Origin of the sequence: Gordonia jacobaea (genome assembly GCF_965344965.1) — a bacterium.
In the GTDB taxonomy this organism is placed as follows: Bacteria; Actinomycetota; Actinomycetes; order Mycobacteriales; family Mycobacteriaceae; genus Gordonia; species Gordonia jacobaea.
Genome location: NZ_CBDRLS010000007.1, coordinates 159,848 through 183,390, shown reverse-complemented (window position 1 = coordinate 183,390; position 23,543 = coordinate 159,848). Strand labels below are relative to the sequence as shown.

Sequence of the window (23,543 nt, the reverse complement as noted above, 5' to 3'; positions counted from 1 at the left end):
ACGGCACACGTGTGTGACGACGACGTGGTGCGGCACGCGCACGAGGAGGCCAGACGGGTCAGTCGTCGAACCGCGTTGCGGATGACCGCGGCGGCCGGCGCTGCGGCGGCCGGGGTCGGGATTGCGTCGCGACCCGCGCGCGCCTCGGCGCAACCCGGCGCGACCCGGGTCGTGGATCTCACCCACCGACTGGGAGCGGGTTTTCCGATGTGGCCCGGCAACCCGCCGGTGGTCAGCGTGCAGACGTCCCGAGTAGGGCCCGGCAACTCGGGCTTCGCCACCAGGTGGATGTCGTTTGCAGAGCACTCGGGAACCCACGTCGACGCCCCTGCGCACAAGATCGCAGGTGGACGAACCGTCGACGCGATACCGGCACGCGATCTCGTGGTGCCGCTGGTGGTGATCAGCATCGCGGCCACTGCGCGCGGTAATCGACGCGCGGTTCTGACCGAACGCGACGTCGAGGAGTACGAACTAGTTCACGGCCGCATTCCGGCACGTGCGTTGGTGGCACTGCACTCGGGGTGGCAACCTGCGACGGGCGGATCCGACGCGCCAGGGTTTGATCCCGCTGCGGCGCAGATGTTGGTGACCGAACGGGGAGTGTCGGCGCTCGGGACCGACACCTTGAGCGTCGACATCAAGGGAGCAGTTGGTGCGCACACCGCGATTCTCGGTGCCGGGCGGTACGCCGTCGAGGCGCTGGCCAACCTGACGGACATCCCGCCCGCAGGCGCGCGCGTCGTCGTGGGAGCGCCTCGGTTCGCTGGTGGTACCGGCGGTCCGGCGAGGGTGCTCGCACTCGTCGACTGACGGACGCGCGCGTTCACAGACTTCTCCCAGCGAGGGTCCAGGGTCGCGGTAGCGGGGTCTCGGAATCTGGTAGTCGAACCCGAACCGAGACTTCTGCCTCACACCGAGATTCTGGAGGAATGATGACCGCACTTCTGGAGCGGCGCGACGTATCGCCGCCCGCCGACGATTCACCACCGACGCCCAGGCGTCGCCGATTGGCCGGGCGTCCGGTGTGGTGGAGTCCGTTCGCGCTTGCAGGACTCCTCGTGGCGACCGCGGTGCTCTACCTGTGGAATCTCTCCGCCAGCGGATACGGCAACACCTTCTACGCGGCGGCCGCGTGGGCGGGCTCGCAGAGCTGGAAGGCGTGGTTCTTCGGAGCACTCGACCCGTCGAATTTCATCACCGTCGACAAGCCCCCGGCGTCGTTGTGGGTGACCGGACTTTCGGTGCGTATCTTCGGGATGAACAGTTGGGCCGTGTTGGTGCCGCAGGCGCTGATGGGCGTCGCGGCGGTGGCGCTGATGTACGCGACGATGCGTCGAGTGATCACCGATCCGCGGCAGGGGACCGCCGCGGGACTGATCGCGGGCGCGGTGCTCGCCTTCACCCCTGCGGCCGCGTTGATGTTCCGCTTCAACAACCCCGACGCACTGCTGGTGCTCTTGATGGTTGCCGCTGGGTACTGCCTGGCACGGGCGATCGCGACGAACTCCGGCCGGTGGCTGGCGCTGGTGGGTGTCGCGCTCGGCTTCGCCTTCCTGACGAAGATGCTGCAGGGCCTGTTGGTGCTGCCCGCATTCGGGCTCGCCTACCTGCTGTTCGCAAACAACGGTTGGCTCAAGCGAATTGGGCAACTCGTCGTCGCGGCCGTGGCTCTCGTGGTGTCGGCCGGATGGTTCGTGGTGGCGACGATTCTCACGCCCGCCAGCTCACGTCCCTACATCGGCGGCTCGACGAACAACACGTTCATGGATCTCGTCTGGGGCTACAACGGCGTCGGACGCATCAGCGGTGGTTCGGGCGGAGGCCCTGGCGGCGGTGGCGGCGGCGCAGGAGGTTCCTTCGGCGGATCGACGGGCCTGAGTCGACTCTTCAGCTCGGAGATGGGCAACGAGATCTCGTGGCTGCTTCCCGTCGCACTCTTCGCGATTGCGTTCTGCGTGTACCTGATGATCCGTAGCTTCCCGATCTTCAACTATCGCAACGGTATTCATCGCACCGAGGCCGGCGCGGTTGTCACCTGGGGTGGCTGGTTGCTGATCACCGCGATGATCTTCAGCTACATGAGCGGCATCATCCATCCCTACTACACGGTGGCGCTGGCGCCTGCTGTCGCCGCGATGGTTGCGCTCGGTGGAGTATTCGCGTGGCGACGTCGCGCCAACTGGGACGGCCGAATTGCGTTGAGCGCCATGATCAGTCTCGCAGCATGGTGGTCGATCGTCTTGCTCAACCGCAACGAATGGGGTCCGGTCTGGTGTAGGTGGATCATCGGCGCTGTGGCCGTGCTCGCAGTGATCGGCGTGCTCGTGGGAGGTGCGCTCGGACTCAAGAAGCTGTTCGTGGCTTCCGTGATCGCGGGAGCGATCGCGGGATTCGCAGGGACAGCTGCATTCTCGATCGCCACGGCCGCGACGGCACACCACGGGTCGATCCCGACAGCAGTACAGACGAGCGGCGTTCAGGGTGGCATGGGCGGACCGGGCGGGGGTGGTCCGAGCGGCTCGCGAGGCGGCAGCGCACAAAACGGCACCGCGCAGAACGGCGGCGCGCAGAACGGCGGCGCGCAGAACGGCACCGCGCAGAACGGCGGCGCGCAGAATGGCACAGCGCAGAACGGCACCGCGCAGTCGGGTTCGGGACAGCCGGGAATGGATCAGCCTCCCAACGGAACTCAGTCGAACAGCGGAACCCCGTCCAACAGCGGAACCCAGAGCACGCGCTCGTTCGGTGGCGGCATGGGTACGGGCGGTCCGGGTGGCGAGTCGTCGACCAATGCCGAACTGGTGAAGCTGCTCCAGAACACCGACAGCACCTGGGCGGCGGCGACCAACGGCTCGCAGTCGGCGGCGAACATCGAGATCGCGACGGGTAAGTCCGTCATGGCGATCGGCGGGTGGAGCGGCGATCCCGCACCGACGCTCGACGAGTTCAAGCAGTACGTGAAGGAAGGCAAGATCGCGTACTACATCGGCGGTGGTCAGGGTGGCCCCGGAGGCAACTCCGCGATCTCCACCTGGGTGGCCCAGAACTTCACTGCCACAACGGTCGGAGGCACCACGGTCTACAAGCTGACGTGACGTACCACGAGTTGACGTAGGGTCAAAGCACCATCGGCGGCCCACCTTTCGCGCCGAGCGCGAGGGTGGGTCGCCGATGTCGTCAGGCGATGCGGACACACGCCGAGCAGAAGCCGACCGAGCACCTGGAGAGCCATGACCGAGAAGATCACTCAGTTCAGCCGAGACGGATGGACGTTCGACGTCGTCGATTCCGGTCCGATACCCGGTGCGGCGTCGGACATTCCGGTGATACTGCTGCACGGCTTTCCGGAACGGGCGTCGTGTTGGGAGGACGTGACACCGCTGCTCAATGAGCGCGGATTGCGCACCGTCGCACCCGATCAGCGTGGCTATTCGCCTGGCGCGCGGCCACAGGCGGTGCGCGACTACAGAATTGACGAACTCGTCGACGACGTCATCGCGTTGGCGGATGCGCTCGACGCGTCACGTTTCCACCTGGTCGGGCACGACTGGGGCGCGGCGGTCTCGTATGCGGTCGCAACCCGTCATCCTGATCGGGTGGCCACGTTGACGACGTTGGCCGTTCCGCACACCGGTGGCTTCTTGCGTGCGATGCCCCGCGGCCAGGCGCTGAAATCGTGGTACATGGGGTTCTTCCAACTGCCCAAGGTGCCCGAGAAGTTGATTACGTACGGCGCAAAGCACGGCGGCGGCGCGGGTGGGCGACTGGAGATGTATCCCGGCTTCTCCGAACGACTCTCACGCGAGATCGTCGACTACGGCGCGCTCACCGGAGGGATCAACTGGTATCGCGCGATGCGGTTCTCGTCGATCGACTCGTTGGCAGGAGACAAGGTGCGGGTGCCCACCACCTACCTCTACGGCGACAAGGATCGCTTCCTGAGTAAAGCGGGGGCGCGCGCGTGCTCTGAATTCATCGACGCCCCATACGAATTCGTGGTCTTACCAGGCGTCGACCACTGGATGCCGCAGCGTGCTCCCGAGGCGATCGCCGACGCGATCACCGCGCGGGTGGAGTCCCTGCAGGACTGAGACTCTGCTGACGGACCGAGAAGCTACTGGCGGTGCCGTCGCCAGCGCAGCACGATCACCAGTGCGATCGCGAGAGCCGCGAGCGCTCCGCTGATCGCCCCGAACGCGATCGGCATCGCCGGGTTCGTCGCGGGAACCTCCGTCCGCCCCGAGCTGATACGCGCGAAACCCGCTCTCGCGGCGTCGGATTCGGCAACGGGATCGGATGTCGCCGGTGCCGGTGCCGGTGCCGCAGGCGCTGTGGCCGGCGGCTCGAGGGTTGGCGTAGGCGCTGTTGATGCCGCAGGCGCTGGGGCCGGCGCAGACTCCTGGACACCCGTCGGCTCGGAAGCCGGAGTCGATTGGGCGTCCGCCTCGAACAAGGTCGGTTCGTCCGCCGCGGCAGCCGCGGGAGGAGTTGTCTTCGGGGGAGCCTTCTTCTCCGCTGCCTTGGTCGGCGGTGCCTTCTTTGCTGCGTTCTTTGCCGCAGACGGAGTCGCGGCGCCCTTCGCCGGGGCGCTCTTCTTTGCCGCGGTGGTCTTCTTCGCTGTGGTCGCCTTTTTGACCGGCGCGCTCTTCTTGGCTGCAGGCGCCTTCTTCGCAGGAGTGCTCTTCTTGGCGGGCGCGGCCTTCTTGGCGGCGTCGTTCGTCTCGTCGGCCGCGGGTGTGCGCGACGCGTCGTCGGACGGTGTTTCGCCGGAAGTCGGGTCTGTCATGTCGGGACGCCCCCTGGGGTCGGTCTGGATGGTCCTCATCGTAAGCGCGGCGTCGAAGCAGTTGGAGATGTTCGAGCCGTTGGTGATGTTCGACGCCGCGCGAGGGTTGCGTGCGGTGTTGCTACGTGCGGACGCCGAGTCGGGCCATGATGTCGGCGTCGATGGCGCTCAACTCGTTCTCGACCGCCCTGTGCGCGGTCTTGCGCTGCTGCGCCGGCATCGGCTCGGCGGCGTCGACGGCGATGGCGAGGTTGTCGAGGCGAGCGGTCATGGCGTCGACGAACTGCTTGGTGTCCGACGACGTGTCCTGCGCGGATACCTTCTGCAGTGACGTGCGGAGGGCCTCGATGCGGGCCAGTAGGGGCGCGCCGCTGCCCGAGTACTTGACCAACTGTGCCGGCGACACGCCGATGCGCTTGGCCTGGAGTTCGGTGATCTTGCCGCGGCCGGCGACGGCGAGGCGGTAGATCACGGGCACTGCGATGGGCGCGACGAGGCGTGTGACCGTGAGGAACCGCTTGACGCTCGCGGGGCTGAACGGCTTGGCGTCGGCAGTGGCTTTCGCTTTCGCGGCAACGGTTTTCACCTCGGCCTTGGCCACCTTCTGGGCCGCCTTTGCCTCGGCCTTCAAGGTCTTGCGCTGTGCCTTGAGTTCCTTCTCGACGATCTTCTTGCGTGACTTGCGCAGTTCCTTGGACGCCCTGCGCCTGTCCTTCGCGGCCAGCTTCGCGTCGAGCTTCGCCTTGGCCTTGAGTGCCTTGGTTTCTGCGCGTCGTTGAGCACGAGTCTTACCGTCGGACGAGAACAATCCCATGCGGGCACCTTTCCCTGCGCCAGTTTGCTACAAGCATTGCATAGGCTCGATACAGACCGATCACATCCGTCGCACCGGCGGTGTGATCGACAGCCCAGATGTCTGATGAGCCGGTGAGAATCGAGGTGGGGTGTGGCCGCGGCCGTGTTGCATCCGCGCGACCTGGCGGGATGCGAGCATCGGGTCGCCCTGGACTTCAGCCATCCCGACCTCGTCCGCGACCGTGCAGACACCCCCGAGGCCGCCCGTCGCAAGGAGTCCGCGCAGCTACGCCGCGAGCGTATCCGCGACTTTCTCCTCGGACTCCACAGCGGCGAACCGTCGAACACGTTTGTTGTCGTCGACGACGGGCCACACTCAGAGCGCGTTGCTGCCACCCGAGAGGCCTGCTCGTCGGGTGCGCGGTGGATCTGGAATGCGACGCTGCCGACAGACCGTGAACACGGCAGACGAGGGCATTCAGAGCTCCTGCTGCGCGTCGGCGAGGCCGACGACGCGGCGTCGGGCTACATCCCGATCATCGTGGTGAACCATCGCGTGACGTATCCGGCGAAGAACCCGCGTCTGCACGCCGCCGAGGTGCCGACCCTCGTCACCAGTCCGCTGTGGGGGTGGATTCCGGCACCTGACCCGTTCCGATCACCCAGAAGCAACCGCCGCGACCAGCTACGACTGGCACATCTGACGCAGATGCTCCTCGACGAGGGGCTCTCGCCCGACGTCGAAGAAGACGCGTTGCGCGCGGGGGTCATCGGACTCGACGCCGACTGCATCGTCGTGCACAGGGTCGGGACGTCGCTGCCCGACTATCGCGAGGTATTCGACCGCAGGCAGCGCGTCGCGGCGGGGGATATCGCGACGACGCCGCGCCGGATCGGTGAGTGCCGCGGGTGCCCGTGGTGGGGCCGGTGTGGCCCTGAGCTGGAGGAACGTCGGGATGTCAGCCTCGTCGCCAACGGCAACCAGGGCGACGCGTTGCGCGCAGTCGGGGTCACGACCATCGATCAACTCGCCCGCTTCGACGGCGACCCGCCGGCCGACTGGCCCGCCAACCAGAGCTTCGACGACGCGGTGATCTGCGCGATTGCGTGGCTCGCCGACATTCCGCTTGTCCGTCGCGTCGAGGAGCCGACTGTCGCGCGGGCCGACGTCGAGGTCGACGTCGACATGGAGAGCTTCGGCGAGGACGGCGCGTATCTGTGGGGCACGCTGCTGACCGACAACACCGACCCCGATCGGGACGTCGTCTATCGCGGATTCGCCACCTGGACACCGCTGCCGACGGCCGACGAGGGCCGGGCGTTCGCCGAGTTCTGGACGTGGTTGATGGCCGAGCGCGCCGACGCCCACGCTGCAGGCAAGACCTTCGCCGCGTACTGCTACTCGCAGCAGGCCGAGAACAGGTGGCTGCGCGCGTCTGCCGAGAGGTTCGGTGATCAGCCGGGTGTGCCGACGCCGAACGAGGTCGAGCAGTTCATCGCGTCCGACGAGTGGGTCGACATCTTCGAGGCGGTAGGACGCAACTTCGTCGCACCAAACGGCAAGGGGCTCAAACGCGTTGCACCCGTTGCCGGTTTCGGGTGGCGCGATGCTGAGGCCGGGGGCGAGGCGTCGATGGACTGGTACCGGCGGGCGGTCGGGATCGGCGGCGTCGACGTCGACCTGAGTCAGCGCGACCGGCTGCTCGAATACAACGAGGACGACGTGCTCGCCACGAAGGTCCTACGAGAGTGGATGGACGGTTCGGCCGTCGACGAGCTCCCGTTCGCCGACGACCTTCTCGCTTTCCGACGCTCAGGCGCGAGTCGAGCGGAGGGCGTCGAGGAACGAACCGCTTCCGAGTAGCGCGACAGCGCCGAGAAGCAGCAGTGCGCCCGGCGCGATATCGGCGATGAAGCCCGTGAAGGTGCTCAGGCTGACGCCACCCGACGTCGCCGGCGCGGCGGCCGGTGGTGCCTGCGCGGCGGCCGGGGCGGGCCCGCTGCCGTTGGTCGACGCCGAACCACCACCCTGTGTGCTCGAGGTGCTGCCCGGCTGCGAGCTGTTCGCCGACGATCCGCCGCCGGTCGAGGGACTCTGGGGCTGCGCGGGCGCAGCGGCCATCGGGACTGCGAACGCGGCTGCGGGAGGTTGCGCGGCCGGTCCGGGCGCGCTGCGGCCGGGACCGGGATTCGACGGTTCGGAACCTCCGGGTGGGCTGGGCGGTGGGTTGCCGCCCGGGCCCGCACCCGAGCCGGCGTGGGTTGTCGCGGTGGTCGGCGAGGTCTTGGTGCTCGTCGTGGTGCCGGGGTTGGTTGGGGCGCCGGCGTCGGTTGTGGTGCTCGGGTCCGTGGTGGTGCCGGGGATGGACGGCGTTGTCGACGAGCCGTCGGTCGTCGACGGATTCGTGGTAGTCGAGTTCTCGCCGGTCGTGGGGTCGACTGTGGCCGTTGGTTTCGGCGTGTGGGTGTGATGGTGGCCGTGGCCGCCGCCTTGATTGCCGCTGCCGTGATTACCGCCGTGATTTCCGCCGCCGTGCGAGCTGGAGTGGTCGGAGCCGCCGTGTCGGGAACCCGAGTCGGTGTCGGGTCCGTCCGCCCAGCCGATGCCGCTGCCGATGGCCAAGAGAAGTGCTGCGGACAGTGCGAGAATCAACGCAGGGGTGCGCGGCCGCCTCGGGCGGCGGTTGCTGCTGACGCGATGCGTCATACTGCGCTCCTGTCGGTTTCACGTCGTGATCGGCCGAGTAAACGGTACCGTGGTCCACATAACGGCGGATCCTGTGATCAGATCGAGATGAAATGTTCACCCGCGGGGAGGTGTTCGTGATCAAACTGTGAATAATGCCACAGGGCCTTAAGCTAATGGTGTTGTGGCTGGTTGCCAGCTCGCACGCGGGGGGACGTTGTGCGTCTAGCATGCCCATCGTTGCATTGGGGATGCGTGTCGGGCTTTAATGTTTGCAAGTTCAAATGTCGGCTTTCGGAGAGTTGAATGACTTCACAAGGGACGGATAACCCCATGGGTGACGCCGGTAGGGGTGGGTCCGACGAACGCTCCACGTCCGTCGATCCGGGTTTATTTGCTCGACGGCTCGAAGAGCTGTTTCGTACGGTGCCAGGACCCAACGGACGCGCGTACAGCGCCAAGGCGATCGCAGCCAGGAGTACGGAGCGCGGATTCAGGCTGGGCGAGTCGTACCTCAGCCAGCTTCGTTCGGGTAAGGCCAAGTCGCCGTCGTTCAGGACGGTCGAGGGAATCGCTGCAGCTTTCGGGGTGGATGTCCACTACTTCCTCGAAGATCGCGCAGCACAACGTACTCGCGACGAGATCGATTTGATGCGGCTTCAGGCCGACACCGACGTCCAGCTCGCGGCGTTCCGACTGGCCGGACTGTCGAGCGATTCGGTGACCGTGGTCAACGAGCTGATCAAGGTCCTGCGCGAGCAGCAGGGGCTGCCGAAGGATCCGCCAGACGTCGTCGCTGCCGGTCTGACCGACGACGAGGTAGACGCCATCGAGGCGCGCCTGCGCGTCGTCGGCTTGTCCAACGACGACTAGTACTGACGTTCCCGCGGCATCGTGACGTCGAACAAGTCGATCGATGAGGGTTCCCGCCGCAGTCAGCGGGCGCTGTGGGCACTGGTTCGTCGGTCGCTCGACGGCCTCGACCTCGACCTTCCGCTCGACGTCGGCCAGCTCTGCGAGCGGTACGGCGAGCGGCGGGGACGTCCGATCCGGCCACTCCCGTACGCGCTACCCGCGGGGATGCCAAACGGTGTCTGGTTGGCGGCCAAAGACGCCGACTACTTCTTCTATCAGGAGAACACGTCGTCGTTGCACCGAGATCAGATCATCGTGCACGAGTTCGGTCATCTCATCGCGGGTCACCAGATGCTCGGCGAGGCGTCACTGACCGGGCCATTGGCGGCTTCCGGCGACGAATCCGACGCCGCGCTGCGTCGAACGTGCTATTCCGACGACCGCGAGTGGGAAGCCGAGACGTTGGCTTCTATGATTCTGACGTGGGCACAGTCGGCGGGTAACAGCGTCGGGACGACGGCCGACAACAAGGAAGTGCGGGGCCTACAGCGGCTCCTCGGGGGTCATAAAGGCTGGCTGTGAGGTGACTTCAGATGACCGACGTGATCAATCTCGTCGCGCTCGTCGCCTTCGTGCTTGCGCTGTGTTGGCGTCTGGACAAGATCAGGCGGGGTAGCGGCGGCCTGCAGGCCATCGCGATGACGGTGGCGATCGCTGCGCTGACGCTGGCGTTCGTGGTCAGCACCAGGACGAGCGCACACTTCCTCGACGAGCACGTCTATGCGGGTAGTTCTCGCTGGTTGTACTACGCGCTGCTCGCACTCGGTGTGGCGGCATTGGTCATCGTGTTCTTCTTCCCCACCGCTCGCGCCAGTCGCGAGCGGCGTGCCGGTCACGAGGCCTTCCCACTTGTCGTCGCACTGATCGGCCTGCAGGTTGCATTGGTGTTCACCCCGGACTCGTTGCGCACGTCGTCGGTCAACGAGTGGAGCTTCAAGAACTGGGGATTTGCGCTCTTCTACATCATTGCCAGCGCGTATCTCGCGTATGGATTCGGTGCGTGCGTGCGCAATGTGTTCAAGTTCTATCGAGTGTCGCAGGGGTACCTTCGGTTCTCGCTCGCGCTGCTCCTCACGGGTTTCGGTCTGCTCGCTTTTGCGTCCGTCCTGCAGGTACTCGCGGTCGTCGGAAGTGCGAGCGGCCTGGTCGGAGCGGTCAATTCGCTGATCGCGGTGCGGACGCTCGACATCGTCGGGATCGTCGCATTCCTGCTGGGAATCAGCTTTCCGATGCTCCATTCGCGGTGGACCGAGTTGGCCGCACGGCGTCGTCATCGGCGCGCCGTCGCAGCTCTTGAACCGTTGTGGAGCCTTGTGACGAGCGCGATCCCCGAGGTCGTGCTCCCGGAGGCAGGCAAATCGCCGACGCGACGCCTGCACCGTCAGGTCATCGAGATTCGCGACTCGCTCACGCAGTTGAGCCCGCTGGTTCCCGAGGAATTCGACGACGTCGACGACGAGGTGAAGGTCGCGATGCTGCGCGACGCCGTCGAGGCCTACCGCGACGAAGGCGGAGCGTCGGGGCCGGTGCGCCCCATGGTGCCCGCTGACGGAACCGGACTCGACGCCGAGGCCGCACCCCTCATCCGACTGTCACGGTTCGTCGTCGAGGATTCCGGGCGCGACGATCCCGCCGACGACGATCCTGCCGACTACTTCGAAGGGTCCGGCGATCCTGGCCATGCGCCGCGGCCGCCAGCCGTGCGCGGGGTCGAGGCTCGCGACTGACCCCGCACAAGGCGGCCGGTGCAGCTCAGCGAGGCGCCATCCGGAGCGCGCCGTCCATTCGGATGGTCTCGCCGTTGAGGTAGTTGTGCTCGACGATGAACTCCGCGAGCTGGGCGTACTCTGCCGGCTCGCCGAGGCGGTGCGGGAACGGAATGGCCTCGGCCAGCGTCTTCTGGAACTCCGGGGTGATGCCCGCGAGCATCGGCGTGCTGATCGTTCCCGGTGCGATGGTGCAGACGCGAATGCCGACGCGTGCGAGGTCGCGCGCGGCCGAGATCGTCATTGCGTGAACGCCGCCCTTCGACGCCGCGTATGCGATCTGGCCGATTTGGCCCTCGAATGCCGCGACCGATGCGGTGTTGACGATGACGCCGCGTGCGCCGTCGTCATCCACGGTCGATTCGTCCTTCATCTGGTTGGCAGCGAGCCGCATGACGTTGAACGTGCCGACGAGGTTAATATCGATGATCTTGCGAAACAGGTCCAGATCGTGCGGACCATCCTTGGTCAGGATGCGCGACGCCCAGCCGACCCCCGCGCAGTTGACCGCAACACGAAGTGGAGCACCGGCCGCGGCGATGGTGTCGATGGCCGACTGCACCTGCGCCTCGTCGGTGACGTCGGTGGGGATCAGGGTGATGCCATCGGTCGGCTCGGCCTTGTCGATCGACGGCTGCAGATCAAGGCCGAAGACCTGTGCGCCCGCGGCGGCGAACCGTGCGGCGGTCGCGGCTCCGAGTCCGGATGCGGCGCCGGTGACGAGTACAGAAGAGCCGGAGATATCCATCGGGGTTTCCCTTCGTTCGGTAGCTGATCTGCCTCACCATAAATGGTGGGCTCAGCACAGAAAGTAGGAACCCCTACTAAAACCGACCGATCGCTCGGGAAACTACCGGCTTTGCGGTATCACTCCTGGTCAGACGCATGCCCGCTGTGTGCGGGTTCTGCTGCGGGTGCCGTTGCGGCCAGCGCCGCCGCGCGGTGGACCCGGTGGACGTAGTACGAACCGATTCCAACGATGGCAACCACAGCCGACAGTGTCGCGATGACCGTGACAGACGACGAATCGCGCAGACCCTCGAAGAGAAGCCATGCCGCAAACCCGAAGAAGAGCACGGACGCGCCGATCGCAATGGTCCGCTCGGGCAGGTGCTTGCCGAGGAGCGCGCCAACAGCGATGGCCAGCGCGTCGGCGGCGACCATACCGATCGTCGAACCGATCCACACGCCGAGCCAGTCGCTGTGCGCGGAGAGTGTGATGGTGGCGAGCATCGTCTTGTCGCCGAGTTCGGCGAGGAAGAACGACGACATCACCGCGAAGAACACCGACTTGCCGACGCGGTCGGCCTTGCCTTGCTCGGAGTCGTCGAGGCTGTCGCCGCGAAGCGTCCAGAGGCCGAAGATCAACATTGCGATACCCGCGACGATCGACATGACGTTCGTCGGGATCGAGAGGCCGAGGAAATGGCCGAAGAACACGGAGACCGCGTGGACGGCGGTCGTAGCAACGGTGATCGCGAGCAGGACGATCCACCACTTGTAACGCAGGGCGTACGTCATGGCCATCAGCTGCGACTTGTCGCCCAGCTCGGCGACAAAGATCACGCCGAAGCTCAACAGGAGGGCAGCAATCATGAAGTCGAGGTTAGCCAGACCTCAGCTGCGATTGCAACAGATCGCAAACCCGCATTTGTGCAGGTAGGGGGCACAAAATCCGAAGTTCGGGTACCCGTCAAACGGCCGTTCGGACTCTCTCAGGCGACGAGCAGCATCGCCAGGACGGCGGTGTCGGGGTCGGCGTTGGGGTCGATCCCGACCTTGTTGCGCAGGTTGACCACCGTGCCGTCGGCTTCGGCTTCGGCCCACCCGGCACGGTGTTCGAGCCCGAGTTCCGGCAGTCCGGGAAGCAACACACAACCCGACGCGACGTCGGCGCATTCGGGAAGCGAGGGACGGGTGCGCGACGGCGGATGCAGCATCACCAACGCGGGTGGATTGCTGTCGAATCGGCCTGCTTCGACGAAGCTGTCGTCGACGACGTTTCCGATCGCGACCATCATGCCCACGGCGGGTTCGTCGAGGTCGTCGGGGTGTTCTTCGACGACTCGGAAGATCGTCGTGGTGGGTAGGAAGCCGGGGCGGCACGCGATCCGCACCGAGGCGACGAGCGTCTGGGTCCACTCGAGGGTCGATTCCGGCCAGCGTCCGGAGATGAGGATTCCGTTGAGATGCCCGTGTTGTTGAACCGGTGTGAGTCCGATCGGGACAGAGGACTGCATGTTCTGACCTCCCTGTTCGTGAGATGAGAATCCACCCACTGCGCGGCGTCGTCCAGTCGAAGCGCCGTGTTGTGACGCTTCGTTTACACGAAGTAACGGCAGACGCGGCCCAGGCGTGGTCGGGGTCACCAGGCACTATGGATACGTGCACTCACCGTCCGAAATGCCCGACGCAAAGACTCGCGGCGCGTTGCGTCCGCTCGAGATCGCCTGGATCGCGATCTTCGGTGGCCTTGCTGTCGCGGCGGTCGTCATCGGATCGGTCATCCCGCTGGCCAGCGCTGTTCGTGTGCTCGCGCCTGTTCCGCTCGCGTTGATCGGGGCCCGTACTCGGCCCCGCGCGATGGTCGCGGCGACCGTATCCACCGCGGCCGTGAGTTTCGCGATGGCCGGAACCAGGGCCGCGACGGCACTGCTTGCCGCCGCAGTCGTCGGTGGCATCGTCGGCGAGATCAAACGTCGCGGACACGGTTGGCCGACGCTCCTGGGGGTATCGGCGATAGCGGCTCCTCTGATCGGCGGTGTGTCGGTCGTGGTGCTGCTGGTGCTGGTGCCGCTGCGCGAGTTGGTGATCAAAGCGACGACGAACACCATCGGCGGACTCGCCAAGTGGGTCGAGAAGGTGCCGTCGGCACAGCCGTTGGCCGACGGCATCAACGGGCTACGCCACAGCATCGAGCAGTACTGGTGGGTCTGGATCTGGGTGATGGGCGGCGTGGGAACCTTCATCACGATGGTGGTGGCCTGGTGGATTCTGGGTGCGGTGATCGATCGGCTCGCCGACATCCCCAGCGAAGACACCCTCGACGACGCCGTTGACGACGATCGACCGGTGGCACCCCTGCCACTCGAGCTCGACCGCGTCGGCTTCTCCTACCAGCCGGGTGGACCCGAAGTCCTCGCCGACATCGACCTCCGGATCGAACCGGGCGAGTTCATCGCTGTCGTGGGAGCAAACGGGTCGGGCAAGTCGACGCTCTCGAAGATCGTCGCGGGTCGGCGCCCGACGAGCGGAGCGGTGCACCGACCCGGCGCCGCGGGGCTCGGCATGCACCGCGGAACGGCGATGGTGCTGCAGCGTCCCGAGACGCAGATGCTCGGTGCGCGCGTTGCCGACGACGTCGTATGGGGACTGCCGGAGGGAACCGAGGTCGACGTCGACGGTCTGCTGGCCGAGGTGGGACTGGCGGGGCTCGGCGACCGGGAGACCTCCGACCTCTCCGGCGGTCAGCAGCAGCGGCTGTCCATCGCGGCTGCTCTCGCTCGCGATCCTGCGCTGCTCATCGCCGACGAGGTGACGTCAATGGTCGACCCTGCCGGTCGCGCCGAACTCCTCGAGGTACTCAGCGATCTTCCGCGCACTCGCGGTATCGCCGTCGTCATGATCACCCACAGGGCGATCGAGGCGGTCGCCGCCGACCGGGTTGTGCATCTCGTGGCGGGTCGCATCGTGCCGTATCGCCCGAATTGGTTGTCGGAGTTGCACGAGGTCGAGGCGGGAGCCGCCAAGAGGTTCGAACTCGACGCGTCGTGGCACGAGGCGTCGAGCGGGGACGTGGTCTCGGGTCCGGAGCCGACGAGCGAGCCGGTCCTGTCGTTGAGCGGCGTCGGACACACGTATCTGCGCGGATCGCCGTGGGAAGTGAACGCGCTCCACGATGTGAACCTCACGGTGCATCGGGGCGAGGGGCTGTTGATTGTCGGCGGAAACGGTTCCGGCAAAACAACTCTCGCGTGGATCATGGCGGGACTCATCGAGCCGACCGAGGGCAGTTGCCTGCTCTACCTCCCGGAACGACCAGGGCAGGGCGAGCCGGTGAGCAAGCACGTCGGCGAGGTCGGGCTGGCGTTCCAACACGCGCGGCTGCAGTTGCAGAAGCAGAACGTCGGCGACGACATCATGGCGGTGGGCGGTCTCAAGATCGGCACGACCGAGGTGGCGCACACGCTCGAATCCGTCGGCCTCCCACGGACCATGGCGATCCGTCGAGTGGACGCGCTCAGCGGCGGGCAGATGCGACGTGTCGTGCTCGCCGGACTGATCGCGCGAGCGCCTCAGGTGATGATCCTCGACGAACCGCTCGCAGGTCTCGACCCCGTGGCGCGCGACGACGTCGTGGCACTGCTGGCGCGACTCCGCGCCGGCGGGATGACCATCGTGATCATCTCGCACGACTTCGCCTCACTGGGCCAACTGTGTACCCGACGCGTGCGCCTGGCCGACGGAACACTGGTGCCCGACCCGGCGCCCGGATACGACCCTGCCGGCCCAGGTCACTACACAGGCCCAGAGAACCCGGCAGGCGCAGAAAACCCGGCAGGCGCAGACAGCCCGACGCAATGGAGGATGCCATGAGCATGCGGACCATCCCGCTGCGGCAGGTGCCCGGCGACTCTCCGATTCATCGACTGTGGGCGGGCACCAAGCTGATCGGCGTGTTCGTGCTGGGGCTGATGACCGTGGTGCTGCCGACCTGGCCGTCGTTGGGGCTCGTCGCCGGGGTCATGCTGGTCACCGCCATCATCGCCGGAATCCCCGTCGGCGCGCTTCCCCGACCACCCTGGTGGTTCTGGGGACTGATCGCCGTCGGCGCCGCGGTCAATGCGTCGTTCGGTCTCGAGGCGATCATCCTCTTCCTCCGTGCCACCGCATTGGGGCTGGTGCTGGTCGCGAGTTCGATCCTGGTCATCTGGACAACCCCGATGGCCGAGGTCGCCCCTGCTCTCTCACGGCTGATGTGGCCGCTGCGAAAGCTGAAGATGCCGGTCGACGAATGGGCCGTGTGCATCGCCCTCTGTCTACGTGGCCTGCCGCTGCTGATCGACGAGATCCGACTACTCGTCGCGGTCCATCGGCTGCGCCCGACCTCGGGGCGGTCGGATCACCCGTCGGCCGAGATGGGGATCATGGACATGGTGACCGCGGCCATGTCGTCGGCGCTGCGTCGGAGTTCGGAGATGGCGGAGGCGATCACCGCCCGCGGCGGCACCGGCCGACTCACCGCCACGACGGCCGGCCCGCACCGGCGCGACGTGATCGCACTCGTGCTGCTCGCGATCGTCTGCGCCGTGGCGATCACGCTCTCCGTCGTGCTGTAGGTGGCCTCGACTGTCGAGATCACTCCCGCTGGTTGAGCGGGCGGGAACTCGACCAGCCCCACGCCCGATCCGTATGACATTAGGCCGTGGTTTTCGGGCTGCGCGTCATACTGATCGGCGGCGTCGACCCGGGTTCAGCGGCCGGGCCTGTCGAGGTCACTCTCGCGGGTGGGCCCTGTTCCCGCTGGTTGAGCGGGCGCGAGCGCAGCGAGCACCCGAGTCGAAACCACCTTCGCGGGCACAGTCGACCGCGGGGCGGTGGTCTCGACAAGCTCGACCAGCGGTGGGAGCTCGACCAGCGGGGACGTGCTCGACGAGTGGGGGTGGTCTCGACAGGCTCGACCAGCGGGTACGCGCTCGACCAGCGCGGACGTGCTCGACCAGTGGGTGGTCTCGACAAGCTCGACCAGCGGTGGGAGCTCGACCGGTGGGGGTGGTCTCGACAAGCTCGACCAGCGGGAGTGGTCTCGACAGGCTCGACCAGCGGGAGTGGTCTCGACAGGCTCGACCAGCGGTGGGCGCTCGACCAGCGGGGACGCGCTCGATCGGCGGTGTCGCTCGACCAGCGGCGGAAGCACGGCCAAACACCCGCAACGCAACGCGGCGGCCACCCGGAGGTGGCCGCCGCGTGTGGTTCGCGCGTGTGTACTGCTAAATCAGGCCGGGACGACCAGGCCGGGGCCCTGCTTCGTCGCGGTGGCGAAACGCTCAGCGGCGTCGGCCCAGTTCACGACGTTCCACCATGCCTTGACGTAGTCGGGCTTGACGTTCTGGTAGTCGAGGTAGAAGGCGTGCTCCCACATGTCGAGCAGAACGATCGGGATGATCGCGGCGGGGATGTTGCCGCTCTGATCGGTGAGCTGCAGGATCACCAGGTTGCCTGCGATGGTGTCGTAGCCCAGGATCGCCCAGCCCGAACCCTGCAGCGTGGTGGCAGCGGCGGTGAAGTGCGCCTGGAACTTGTCGAAGCTGCCGAACTGCTGATCGATCGCGGCGGCGAGGTCGCCTTCCGGCTTGTCGCCACCGTTGGGCGACAGGTTCTTCCAGAAGATGGAGTGGTTGGTGTGACCGCCGAGGTGGAAGGCGAGGGTCGCCGAGAGTCCGTAGACCTTTCCGGCGATGCTGCCGTCCTCACGAGCCTCGGCCAGCTTGGCGAGGGTGTCGTTGGCGCCCTTCACATAGGTCGCGTGGTGCTTGTCGTGGTGGAGCTCCATGATCCTGCCGGAGATGTGCGGCTCGAGTGCCGCGTAGTCGTATGGAAGATCCGGCAAGGTGTATTCAGCCACGGGTTTCCTCTCTCTGCTCAAACCTTCGAGTCTGTGCTCAACCTGCGAGCGTTCATACCGTCGGGCACTGCTTCGGCTACTGCTCTTGGGCTCGCGCGGGGCCTTCACTGAGTGTTGTGGACGCTCGCGCGGGTAGTTCCAGCCTTCCGCAGACAGTGGGGGAATGCAACAAACACGACCCAACTAACTTCAAGTCGGGTTGAAGTATCGGAAGGCCTATGTGAGCCGGGCGCCAACGAGAAGGGCTGCGCCCCAATGGGATTGATGTCAGTAGAGAATCAGCGCGAAGAGGAGCACCAGTAACGCGACGACGCTGAGTCCAATGGTGATGCACGACTGTCGGACGTTGTAGGCCGCGCTCGGAACACCGCGACGCGATCGCGTCACCCGTGATTGTCCCGAAGCGTTGACGGCCATGGAGAACCTCGTCCCGAGTTGTCGATCGTGTGCGGCTGCGCGTTGCCGGTGCGACGCCAGAACCAAGAATAGTGACTGGCATCACAGCGATGTGCGATTAGCCAGAATAGTAGACACACTTCACGCTATGACTCAAATCACGCCGAGGCAGGCCAATCGGACCCTGCTCTCGCGGCAGCATCTGTTGACCAGAGTCGGCGACGACGCCATCGAGGTCATCGACCGCATCGTCGGTATCCAATCGCAGGATCCAGTGAGCGCTTTCTATGCGCTCGCGTCGCGGATCGACGACTTTCGGCCCGACGAGCTCGACGCTCTGCTCACCGACCGCGAAGTGGTCAGGATCGCGCTACTGCGAAGCACCGTCTTCTTGCTCGACGGTCTCGACGCACGATGGATTCGTGCGCTGGCGCAAGACACGATCGACGCCGGAGTGCGTTCCAACCGAAGCCATGCGCTCGTCTCGTCGACGCCCGAGGCGGTTCACGCCGACGCCGCGGAGCTGCTCCGCGGTCGAGCACTCGGCGGTGCCGAGTTGAAAAGCCTATTGGCGCAACGGCATCCGGACGAAGATCCGGCTGCGCTCGCCGCCCATGCGCGGTGTGGACTGCCGCTCGTCCAAGTGCCTCCGCGGGGATTGTGGAAGGGCAGCGGCGCGCCCACCTATCAACTCCTCGACGACTGGATCGGTCCCGGTGAGCCGGCCCTCGTCGGCGACGACGCTCGAAAAGAGTTGATACGCCTGTATCTTCGCGGCTTCGGCCCTGCCTCGGCCAAGGCGATCGCGACGTGGTCGGGGCTCACGCGCCTTCGCCCACTGCTCGACGAGATGGCCGCCGATTGGGAACTCGTGGAACTGGAGGGACCCGCGGGTGAAGTCCTCTTCGACCTCGACGGCCTCGCACTCGCCGACGCGGACGAACCGGCGCCGCTGCGGTTGATCGCACCCTTCGACCACATCCTCGTCGCACAGGCCGACCGCTACCGGATCGCCGACGACGCCGCCTACCGACGCACCGTCACACCCAACGGCCGCTCGCCGGGGTTCGTGCTTGTCGACGGCCGGCTCGCCGGGACGTGGCGCCCGGGCGACGGACCCGACGTCGACGTCGAATTGTTTTCCGAACTGACCCGGGCACAGCGCGCAGAACTCGACACCGAGGTCGAGCGCCTGCGTGAGTTCAGAGCGAGCCGCTGACATCGCCGCGCAGCTCGGGTCCGGCTAGTTGCCGGTACGCGGATTGCGGGACGTGATGCAGTACGGCCGCCCGACGGGATCGGCCATGACCGTCCAATTGTCGAAACGTTCGACGACCCGCGCACCCCAGTCCTCGTGGCGAGCCACCTCCTGCTGCACCGAGTTCGTTGCGAGATCGACGTGCCCGGTGGCCGACATCTGGCCGCCGGCGTTGACTCGCTGAAGCAGGATTCCGACGGCGAGGTGCGGATCGCGTTGTAGCCGAACGAATTCGGGCCGTGAGACGGGCTGCGTCGGCCTGCCGGTGAGCTGTGCCCAGAAGGTGAGTTCACGGTCGAACAGGCTCGCGGGAACGTCGATGCACACCTGGTCGATGATGCTGATCGTGTCGTCGGGCCATCGGATGGGTCGTGACCTCGACGACTCGCCGGCCCAGTCGACGAGGCAGAAGATGAACCCCGCGGGCGATTCGAGCACGAGGAGCTCGCCGAGGTCGTCGCGAATGTGAGCGCCGAGTTCGACGGCCTCGAGCGCAGATGTCCTCGGGTCGTCGACATGGAGGTCGAGGTGCACGCCGCCCGGGCCCGACCCCACCCGCTGCACACGCAGGTGCGGGTCGCCGTTGAACGGTTCGAGGGTTGCGAATTCGCGGTGGTCGCCGCGTGGCGGTGACACCGTACTGCCGGCGATCGCACGCCAGAACGTGACCTCGTCGCCGAACTGGTCGGCAGGAAAATCCAGAAACGCCGTGAGCCACCGGATGTCCACGGCTCCAGAGTCTACGGTCGGCTCGAGCGTCGCGTCGGGGAGGTGTCGGACTCGCGCACTAGACTCGATCCAATGAATGGGCCACTCGGCGAGATCGTCAAGAAGTTCCAGAAGTCCCGCGCAGACAAGGTTGCGGTGGTGCGCCTCGATGGCGTCATCGGACATGTCGGGGCGGGTCGCGGGATGACCATCGACTCGGTCGAGCCGATGTTCAAACGCGCCTTCGAGACCGAGCGCGTCAAGGCCGTCGTGATCGTCATCAACTCGCCGGGCGGTTCGCCCGCGCAGTCGGAGTACATCGCCGAGCGAATCCGACAGCTCTCATCCGAGAAGGGCGTGCCGGTTCTGGCGTTCTGCGAAGACATCGCGGCGTCCGGTGGCTACTGGATCGCGTGCGCGGCCGACGAGATCTTCGCCGCGCACACCTCACTCGTGGGGTCGATCGGCGTCGTCTCGTCCGGCTTCGGCTTCAACGAGGTGATCGAACGGCTCGGGGTGCAGCGTCGGCTCTACACCGCGGGCGACAACAAGGCCAGGCTCGATGCCTTCTCTCCCGAGAACGCCGACGACGTCGAATGGCTCAAGGGAATGCAGTCCGAGCTGCACCAGGCGTTCATCGCGTGGGTCAAGCAGCGGCGGGGAAAGAAGCTCGCCGGTACCGACGAGGAGTTGTTCAACGGCGACATCTGGATCGGCGCGAAGGCCCGCGATGTCGGGCTCGTCGACGGCATCGGAGTGATGCGATCGGTGGTGGCCGAACGCTACCCCGACGTCGAGATCACGGTGATTTCCGCCCCGAAGCCGATCCTCGCTCGGCTGCTCAGCGGCCCGTCGGGTGCAGCTGCGCTGACCGATGCTGTCGTCTCGGGAGTTCTATCCGCTGTGGAGAAAACTCAGCGGATCGAGTTCCGCTGAGCAAACCATCCACAGTTGTCCCCACGTTATCCACAGGGCTTGTGATCTTGACCAGATCGTTTACGACGGCGCCGACAACTTCACTGATGTGAAGAGAATATACTGGCTGACCTGCGAATTAGTGACCGGCATCACACGTTGTGGACACCCGAGCTCGAGTTGTCCACAAATCCACAGCCTCATTCACAGGTTGACACTCGTCCGAGTTGTCTAAAGCGACGCTTGTCAAACTGGCATGTGGATAGCGTTATGCAGACATACATAGCGGGATGTGGATGGCGTTCGCTCGTCCGCACGCTGTCAAATTGCGCGTCCCGCGCACGACGGACACGCTCGAAGCATCAGCGAGCCTCGACGAGACCGTGACCGTCGGGTTCAGGCGAGGTGGCAGTTCCGCCCCTGCGCGATGTGCCAACATGGAAACGTGAGCATGGGCGACATTCCACAGGTACCGGTGACCGAGTTGCCGGACGACTTCACCGACGAGCCCGGCCGCGTTCTCCTCGACGTGCGCGAGGACGACGAATGGAACGCGGGGCACGTCCGAGGCGCAGTGCATATACCCCTCGGCGAGATTCCCGGCCGACTGGACGAGATCGACCTGGACTCAGAACTCCTCGTCATTTGCCATTCCAGCGGACGCTCGATGCGTGTCCTGCAGTACCTCGAGCAGGCGGGAATCGACGGTTCGTGTGTGCGCGGCGGCATGATCGCGTGGATCGAGAACAACAAGCCGGTGCAGACGGGACCGGGAGACACGGGTTCCGGCAACTCTCCGGACGCGAACTAGCGGCGGCACGATGTACGACATGTGTCCGCGGTGCCGCATCCAGGCACCGCACCGGGACGGGCGCGAGCACTGCCCGCGCTGCGGCGGCAACCTCGTCGTGGTCGAGTCCGCTCAGGCGGCCGCGCGGGTCCCGCGCCAGTCGGGGCCGCCCACGCCCACCGCAGGGCCTCCCACACACCCCGCCGGGCCGCCGGTCAACCGCCGCGCCGCGCCGCGGCCCGCGCCCCAGCAGCGTCCACAACAGACCCAAGCGCCTCGCATGTACCGCAGCCGCAACGTGCGCTGGGTGGCCAGGCGACCACCCGAATCGTTTCCGCAGCGTCGACCCCAGCTGTATCGCGGTCCACAACTGATCCCTCGCTACACCTACCTGCCGCGCTGGGGACTGCGCGACGATCCCATCGACGAACATCGGCTTGACGCTCCCGCCGAGCGCGCGTCCGAGACACTGCGGAGCGCGCTCGTGATCAGCGCAGGAGCCCTCGCCGCGTCGGCCGTGGTGCATCTCCTCCGCTACATCCTGCTGGTGATCAATCGGGGCACCCCGCTGCCGGCGTGGCTGATCGTCGTGAGCGGCGCCCTGGTCATCCTCGCTGGACTCGTCGCCCTGGTCGCCGTCATCAGTACCCTCGTCGCCACTGTGCGCTGGTTGATCGCGGTGCGCGAACACGCCTATCGACACCGCGGACGCCGCGATCCGCGCCCACGCTGGCAGATCATCGTCCTGGCCGGTATCCCGGTGGTCAACGTGATCGGAGCTCCGCTGCTGCTGCATGAGGCGGCGAACGCGGCGGCCGACGACTGGCGCGAACGAGGCGTAGACGGCATGACGCGAGCGGCACTCGACCGCCTCTGGGTCGCTTGGGCGCTCGTCAACGCGCTGGCCATCTGGGCGGCCATCACCTGGGCGGTCTCGCTGGCCTCCGGCTCGATCCAGACCGGCGCCGACGCCCTCGCGTTGATCACCATCAGCGCAGCGGTGTCCGCAGCGTTCGCATTCTGGGCGTCGCGCCACCTGCCGAACGTCCTCGTTGCCGACGAGCCCGTCGTCAAGAAGCGGTGGGTGGCGGTCGCGTGAGCACCGTCGAGAAGGTGTCGCGGTCGGGAAAACCCGCCGTCGTGGCGCATCGGGGCGCGTCGTCGCAGGCGCCGGAACACACCCTTGCCGCATACGAACTTGCGCTCGACCAGGGTGCCGACGGCCTCGAATGCGACGTCAGGCTCACCGCCGACCACGAACTCGTCTGCATCCATGACCGAACCGTCGACCGCACGTCGAATGGCTCCGGTGTGGTCAGCGAGATGACTCTCGCGGAGCTCCGTGAGCTTGACTTCGGCAGTTGGCACGACGCAGACGCGCCCGCGTCGGTGCTCACGCTGCGCGAGCTGCTTACGCTGACTCTTGACTGGCGACGCCCCGTGCGTCTGTTCATCGAGACCAAGCACCCCGTCCGTTTCGGAAGTCTCGTCGAGCAGAAACTCCTCGAGGCGCTGCACGAATTCGGCGTTGCCACACCGCCGTCGGCCGATCACAGCCGCGCCGTGGTCATCTCGTTCTCGTCGGCGGGCGTGTGGCGGATTCGACGTCACGCGCCGATGTTGCCGACGATCCTGCTCGGCGACACGGCCCGGGTCCTTGGCGGTTCGGCGGCGACCGCGGTCGGTGCGACCGGAATCGGACCGTCGGTCGAGACGCTCCGCATGCACCCCGAGATCGTCGACAAGGCCGCGGCCGCCGGACGCGTCACGTACTGCTGGACGGTCGACGAGCAGGCCGACGTCCAACTCTGCGCAGACCTCGGTGTGCGTTGGGTCGCCACCAATCGACCGGCCAAGGTCCGTGACTGGCTGGTGACCGTCGACTGATCCCCAACGTGAG

At 66.4% G+C, this 23,543-nt stretch carries 24 protein-coding genes and 1 pseudogene; 15 read left to right on the top strand and 10 right to left on the bottom strand.

The features are described from left to right. The first annotated feature begins 9 nt into the window (after window positions 1-9). Both ACRVY7_RS21245 and ACRVY7_RS21240 read left to right on the top strand, forming a co-directional pair. Complete coding sequence (locus tag ACRVY7_RS21245; protein ID WP_431818538.1) at window positions 10-813, top strand: cyclase family protein; 804 nt, start codon at window positions 10-12, stop codon at window positions 811-813. Between the two features lie 119 nt (window positions 814-932). Further along, a pseudogene (locus tag ACRVY7_RS21240) lies at window positions 933-1,628 on the top strand (ArnT family glycosyltransferase); the annotation flags it as partial. Between the two features lie 99 nt (window positions 1,629-1,727). Here the strand turns inward: ACRVY7_RS21240 and ACRVY7_RS22595 are convergent. Beyond that, complete coding sequence (locus ACRVY7_RS22595) at window positions 1,728-2,633, bottom strand: hypothetical protein (RefSeq protein ID WP_488184327.1); 906 nt, start codon at window positions 2,631-2,633, stop codon at window positions 1,728-1,730. 36 nt (window positions 2,634-2,669) lie between these two features. Here ACRVY7_RS22595 and ACRVY7_RS22590 point away from each other — a divergent pair, with 36 nt between their 5' ends. Beyond that, the gene (locus ACRVY7_RS22590; protein WP_488184326.1) at window positions 2,670-3,098 is read left to right on the top strand and encodes a mannosyltransferase YkcB-related protein; all 429 of its coding nucleotides are present in this window, start codon (window positions 2,670-2,672) and stop codon (window positions 3,096-3,098) included. 135 nt (window positions 3,099-3,233) lie between these two features. Further along, window positions 3,234-4,094, top strand: a complete 861-nt coding sequence (locus ACRVY7_RS21230) for an alpha/beta fold hydrolase (protein WP_431818537.1) — start codon at window positions 3,234-3,236, stop codon at window positions 4,092-4,094. Window positions 4,095-4,117: 23 nt separating this feature from the next. On the opposite strand, the gene ACRVY7_RS21225 is transcribed toward ACRVY7_RS21230, so the two are convergent. Further along, a complete protein-coding gene (locus ACRVY7_RS21225; RefSeq protein ID WP_431818536.1) occupies window positions 4,118-4,789 on the bottom strand; it encodes a hypothetical protein in 672 nt (223 codons plus the stop codon). A gap of 121 nt (window positions 4,790-4,910) precedes the next feature. After that, window positions 4,911-5,603, bottom strand: a complete 693-nt coding sequence (locus tag ACRVY7_RS21220) for a DUF6474 family protein (protein ID WP_431818535.1) — start codon at window positions 5,601-5,603, stop codon at window positions 4,911-4,913. Between the two features lie 132 nt (window positions 5,604-5,735). Between ACRVY7_RS21220 and ACRVY7_RS21215 the strand changes: the two genes are divergently transcribed. Continuing rightward, window positions 5,736-7,448: a TM0106 family RecB-like putative nuclease gene (locus ACRVY7_RS21215; RefSeq protein ID WP_431818534.1), complete on the top strand. Its 1,713-nt coding sequence runs from the start codon at window positions 5,736-5,738 to the stop codon at window positions 7,446-7,448. Here ACRVY7_RS21215 and ACRVY7_RS21210 read toward each other — a convergent pair. Further along, the gene (locus ACRVY7_RS21210) at window positions 7,398-8,291 is read right to left on the bottom strand and encodes a hypothetical protein (RefSeq protein ID WP_431818533.1); all 894 of its coding nucleotides are present in this window, start codon (window positions 8,289-8,291) and stop codon (window positions 7,398-7,400) included. The two genes, ACRVY7_RS21215 and ACRVY7_RS21210, sit on opposite strands and share 51 nt — an antisense overlap. 312 nt (window positions 8,292-8,603) lie before the next feature. On the opposite strand from ACRVY7_RS21210, the gene ACRVY7_RS21205 reads away from it, so the two are divergent. From ACRVY7_RS21205 to ACRVY7_RS21195, 3 genes are read left to right on the top strand one after another with little or no spacing between them, the layout of a single operon-like run. After that, a complete protein-coding gene (locus ACRVY7_RS21205; protein WP_414651994.1) occupies window positions 8,604-9,143 on the top strand; it encodes an XRE family transcriptional regulator in 540 nt (179 codons plus the stop codon). 21 nt (window positions 9,144-9,164) lie between these two features. After that, complete coding sequence (locus ACRVY7_RS21200) at window positions 9,165-9,707, top strand: hypothetical protein (RefSeq protein ID WP_331436383.1); 543 nt, start codon at window positions 9,165-9,167, stop codon at window positions 9,705-9,707. 11 nt (window positions 9,708-9,718) lie between these two features. Continuing rightward, entirely contained in the window at window positions 9,719-10,912 is a 1,194-nt protein-coding gene (locus tag ACRVY7_RS21195) for an MAB_1171c family putative transporter (RefSeq protein WP_431818532.1), read from the top strand. Between the two features lie 25 nt (window positions 10,913-10,937). On the opposite strand, the gene ACRVY7_RS21190 is transcribed toward ACRVY7_RS21195, so the two are convergent. The 3 genes from ACRVY7_RS21190 to ACRVY7_RS21180 form a co-directional block, all read right to left on the bottom strand. Next, the gene (locus ACRVY7_RS21190; protein WP_049700241.1) at window positions 10,938-11,699 is read right to left on the bottom strand and encodes an SDR family NAD(P)-dependent oxidoreductase; all 762 of its coding nucleotides are present in this window, start codon (window positions 11,697-11,699) and stop codon (window positions 10,938-10,940) included. A gap of 119 nt (window positions 11,700-11,818) precedes the next feature. Then, entirely contained in the window at window positions 11,819-12,547 is a 729-nt protein-coding gene (locus tag ACRVY7_RS21185; protein ID WP_431818531.1) for a TMEM165/GDT1 family protein, read from the bottom strand. 119 nt (window positions 12,548-12,666) lie between these two features. Continuing rightward, window positions 12,667-13,191 (bottom strand): peptidase, encoded by a 525-nt coding sequence (locus ACRVY7_RS21180; protein ID WP_251721540.1) that lies wholly within the window; start codon window positions 13,189-13,191, stop codon window positions 12,667-12,669. Window positions 13,192-13,354: 163 nt separating this feature from the next. Here ACRVY7_RS21180 and ACRVY7_RS21175 point away from each other — a divergent pair, with 163 nt between their 5' ends. Both ACRVY7_RS21175 and ACRVY7_RS21170 read left to right on the top strand, forming a co-directional pair. Beyond that, entirely contained in the window at window positions 13,355-15,547 is a 2,193-nt protein-coding gene (locus tag ACRVY7_RS21175) for an ABC transporter ATP-binding protein (protein ID WP_431818567.1), read from the top strand. Continuing rightward, the gene (locus ACRVY7_RS21170) at window positions 15,544-16,290 is read left to right on the top strand and encodes an energy-coupling factor transporter transmembrane component T family protein (protein ID WP_431818530.1); all 747 of its coding nucleotides are present in this window, start codon (window positions 15,544-15,546) and stop codon (window positions 16,288-16,290) included. The genes ACRVY7_RS21175 and ACRVY7_RS21170 overlap by 4 nt, the downstream gene beginning before the upstream one ends. Before the next feature lie 656 nt (window positions 16,291-16,946). Here the strand turns inward: ACRVY7_RS21170 and ACRVY7_RS21165 are convergent. Next, on the bottom strand, window positions 16,947-17,576 hold the full coding sequence (locus tag ACRVY7_RS21165; RefSeq protein ID WP_005206140.1) for a superoxide dismutase: 630 nt from the start codon (window positions 17,574-17,576) through the stop codon (window positions 16,947-16,949). Between the two features lie 267 nt (window positions 17,577-17,843). Continuing rightward, window positions 17,844-17,993: a hypothetical protein gene (locus ACRVY7_RS21160; protein WP_197494605.1), complete on the bottom strand. Its 150-nt coding sequence runs from the start codon at window positions 17,991-17,993 to the stop codon at window positions 17,844-17,846. A gap of 127 nt (window positions 17,994-18,120) precedes the next feature. Here ACRVY7_RS21160 and ACRVY7_RS21155 point away from each other — a divergent pair, with 127 nt between their 5' ends. Continuing rightward, complete coding sequence (locus tag ACRVY7_RS21155) at window positions 18,121-19,191, top strand: winged helix DNA-binding domain-containing protein (protein ID WP_431818529.1); 1,071 nt, start codon at window positions 18,121-18,123, stop codon at window positions 19,189-19,191. A gap of 24 nt (window positions 19,192-19,215) precedes the next feature. Here ACRVY7_RS21155 and ACRVY7_RS21150 read toward each other — a convergent pair whose 3' ends face one another. Next, entirely contained in the window at window positions 19,216-19,959 is a 744-nt protein-coding gene (locus tag ACRVY7_RS21150; RefSeq protein ID WP_431818528.1) for a VOC family protein, read from the bottom strand. Between the two features lie 72 nt (window positions 19,960-20,031). On the opposite strand from ACRVY7_RS21150, the gene ACRVY7_RS21145 reads away from it, so the two are divergent. From ACRVY7_RS21145 to ACRVY7_RS21130, 4 genes are all read left to right on the top strand, one after another. Next, entirely contained in the window at window positions 20,032-20,874 is an 843-nt protein-coding gene (locus ACRVY7_RS21145) for a S49 family peptidase (RefSeq protein ID WP_431818527.1), read from the top strand. 430 nt (window positions 20,875-21,304) lie between these two features. Next, a complete protein-coding gene (locus ACRVY7_RS21140) occupies window positions 21,305-21,664 on the top strand; it encodes a rhodanese-like domain-containing protein (RefSeq protein WP_049700235.1) in 360 nt (119 codons plus the stop codon). Between the two features lie 286 nt (window positions 21,665-21,950). Beyond that, the gene (locus ACRVY7_RS21135) at window positions 21,951-22,742 is read left to right on the top strand and encodes a DUF4328 domain-containing protein (protein WP_431818526.1); all 792 of its coding nucleotides are present in this window, start codon (window positions 21,951-21,953) and stop codon (window positions 22,740-22,742) included. Next, window positions 22,739-23,530: a glycerophosphodiester phosphodiesterase gene (locus ACRVY7_RS21130; protein WP_270485058.1), complete on the top strand. Its 792-nt coding sequence runs from the start codon at window positions 22,739-22,741 to the stop codon at window positions 23,528-23,530. The genes ACRVY7_RS21135 and ACRVY7_RS21130 overlap by 4 nt, the downstream gene beginning before the upstream one ends. Window positions 23,531-23,543 lie beyond the last annotated feature (13 nt).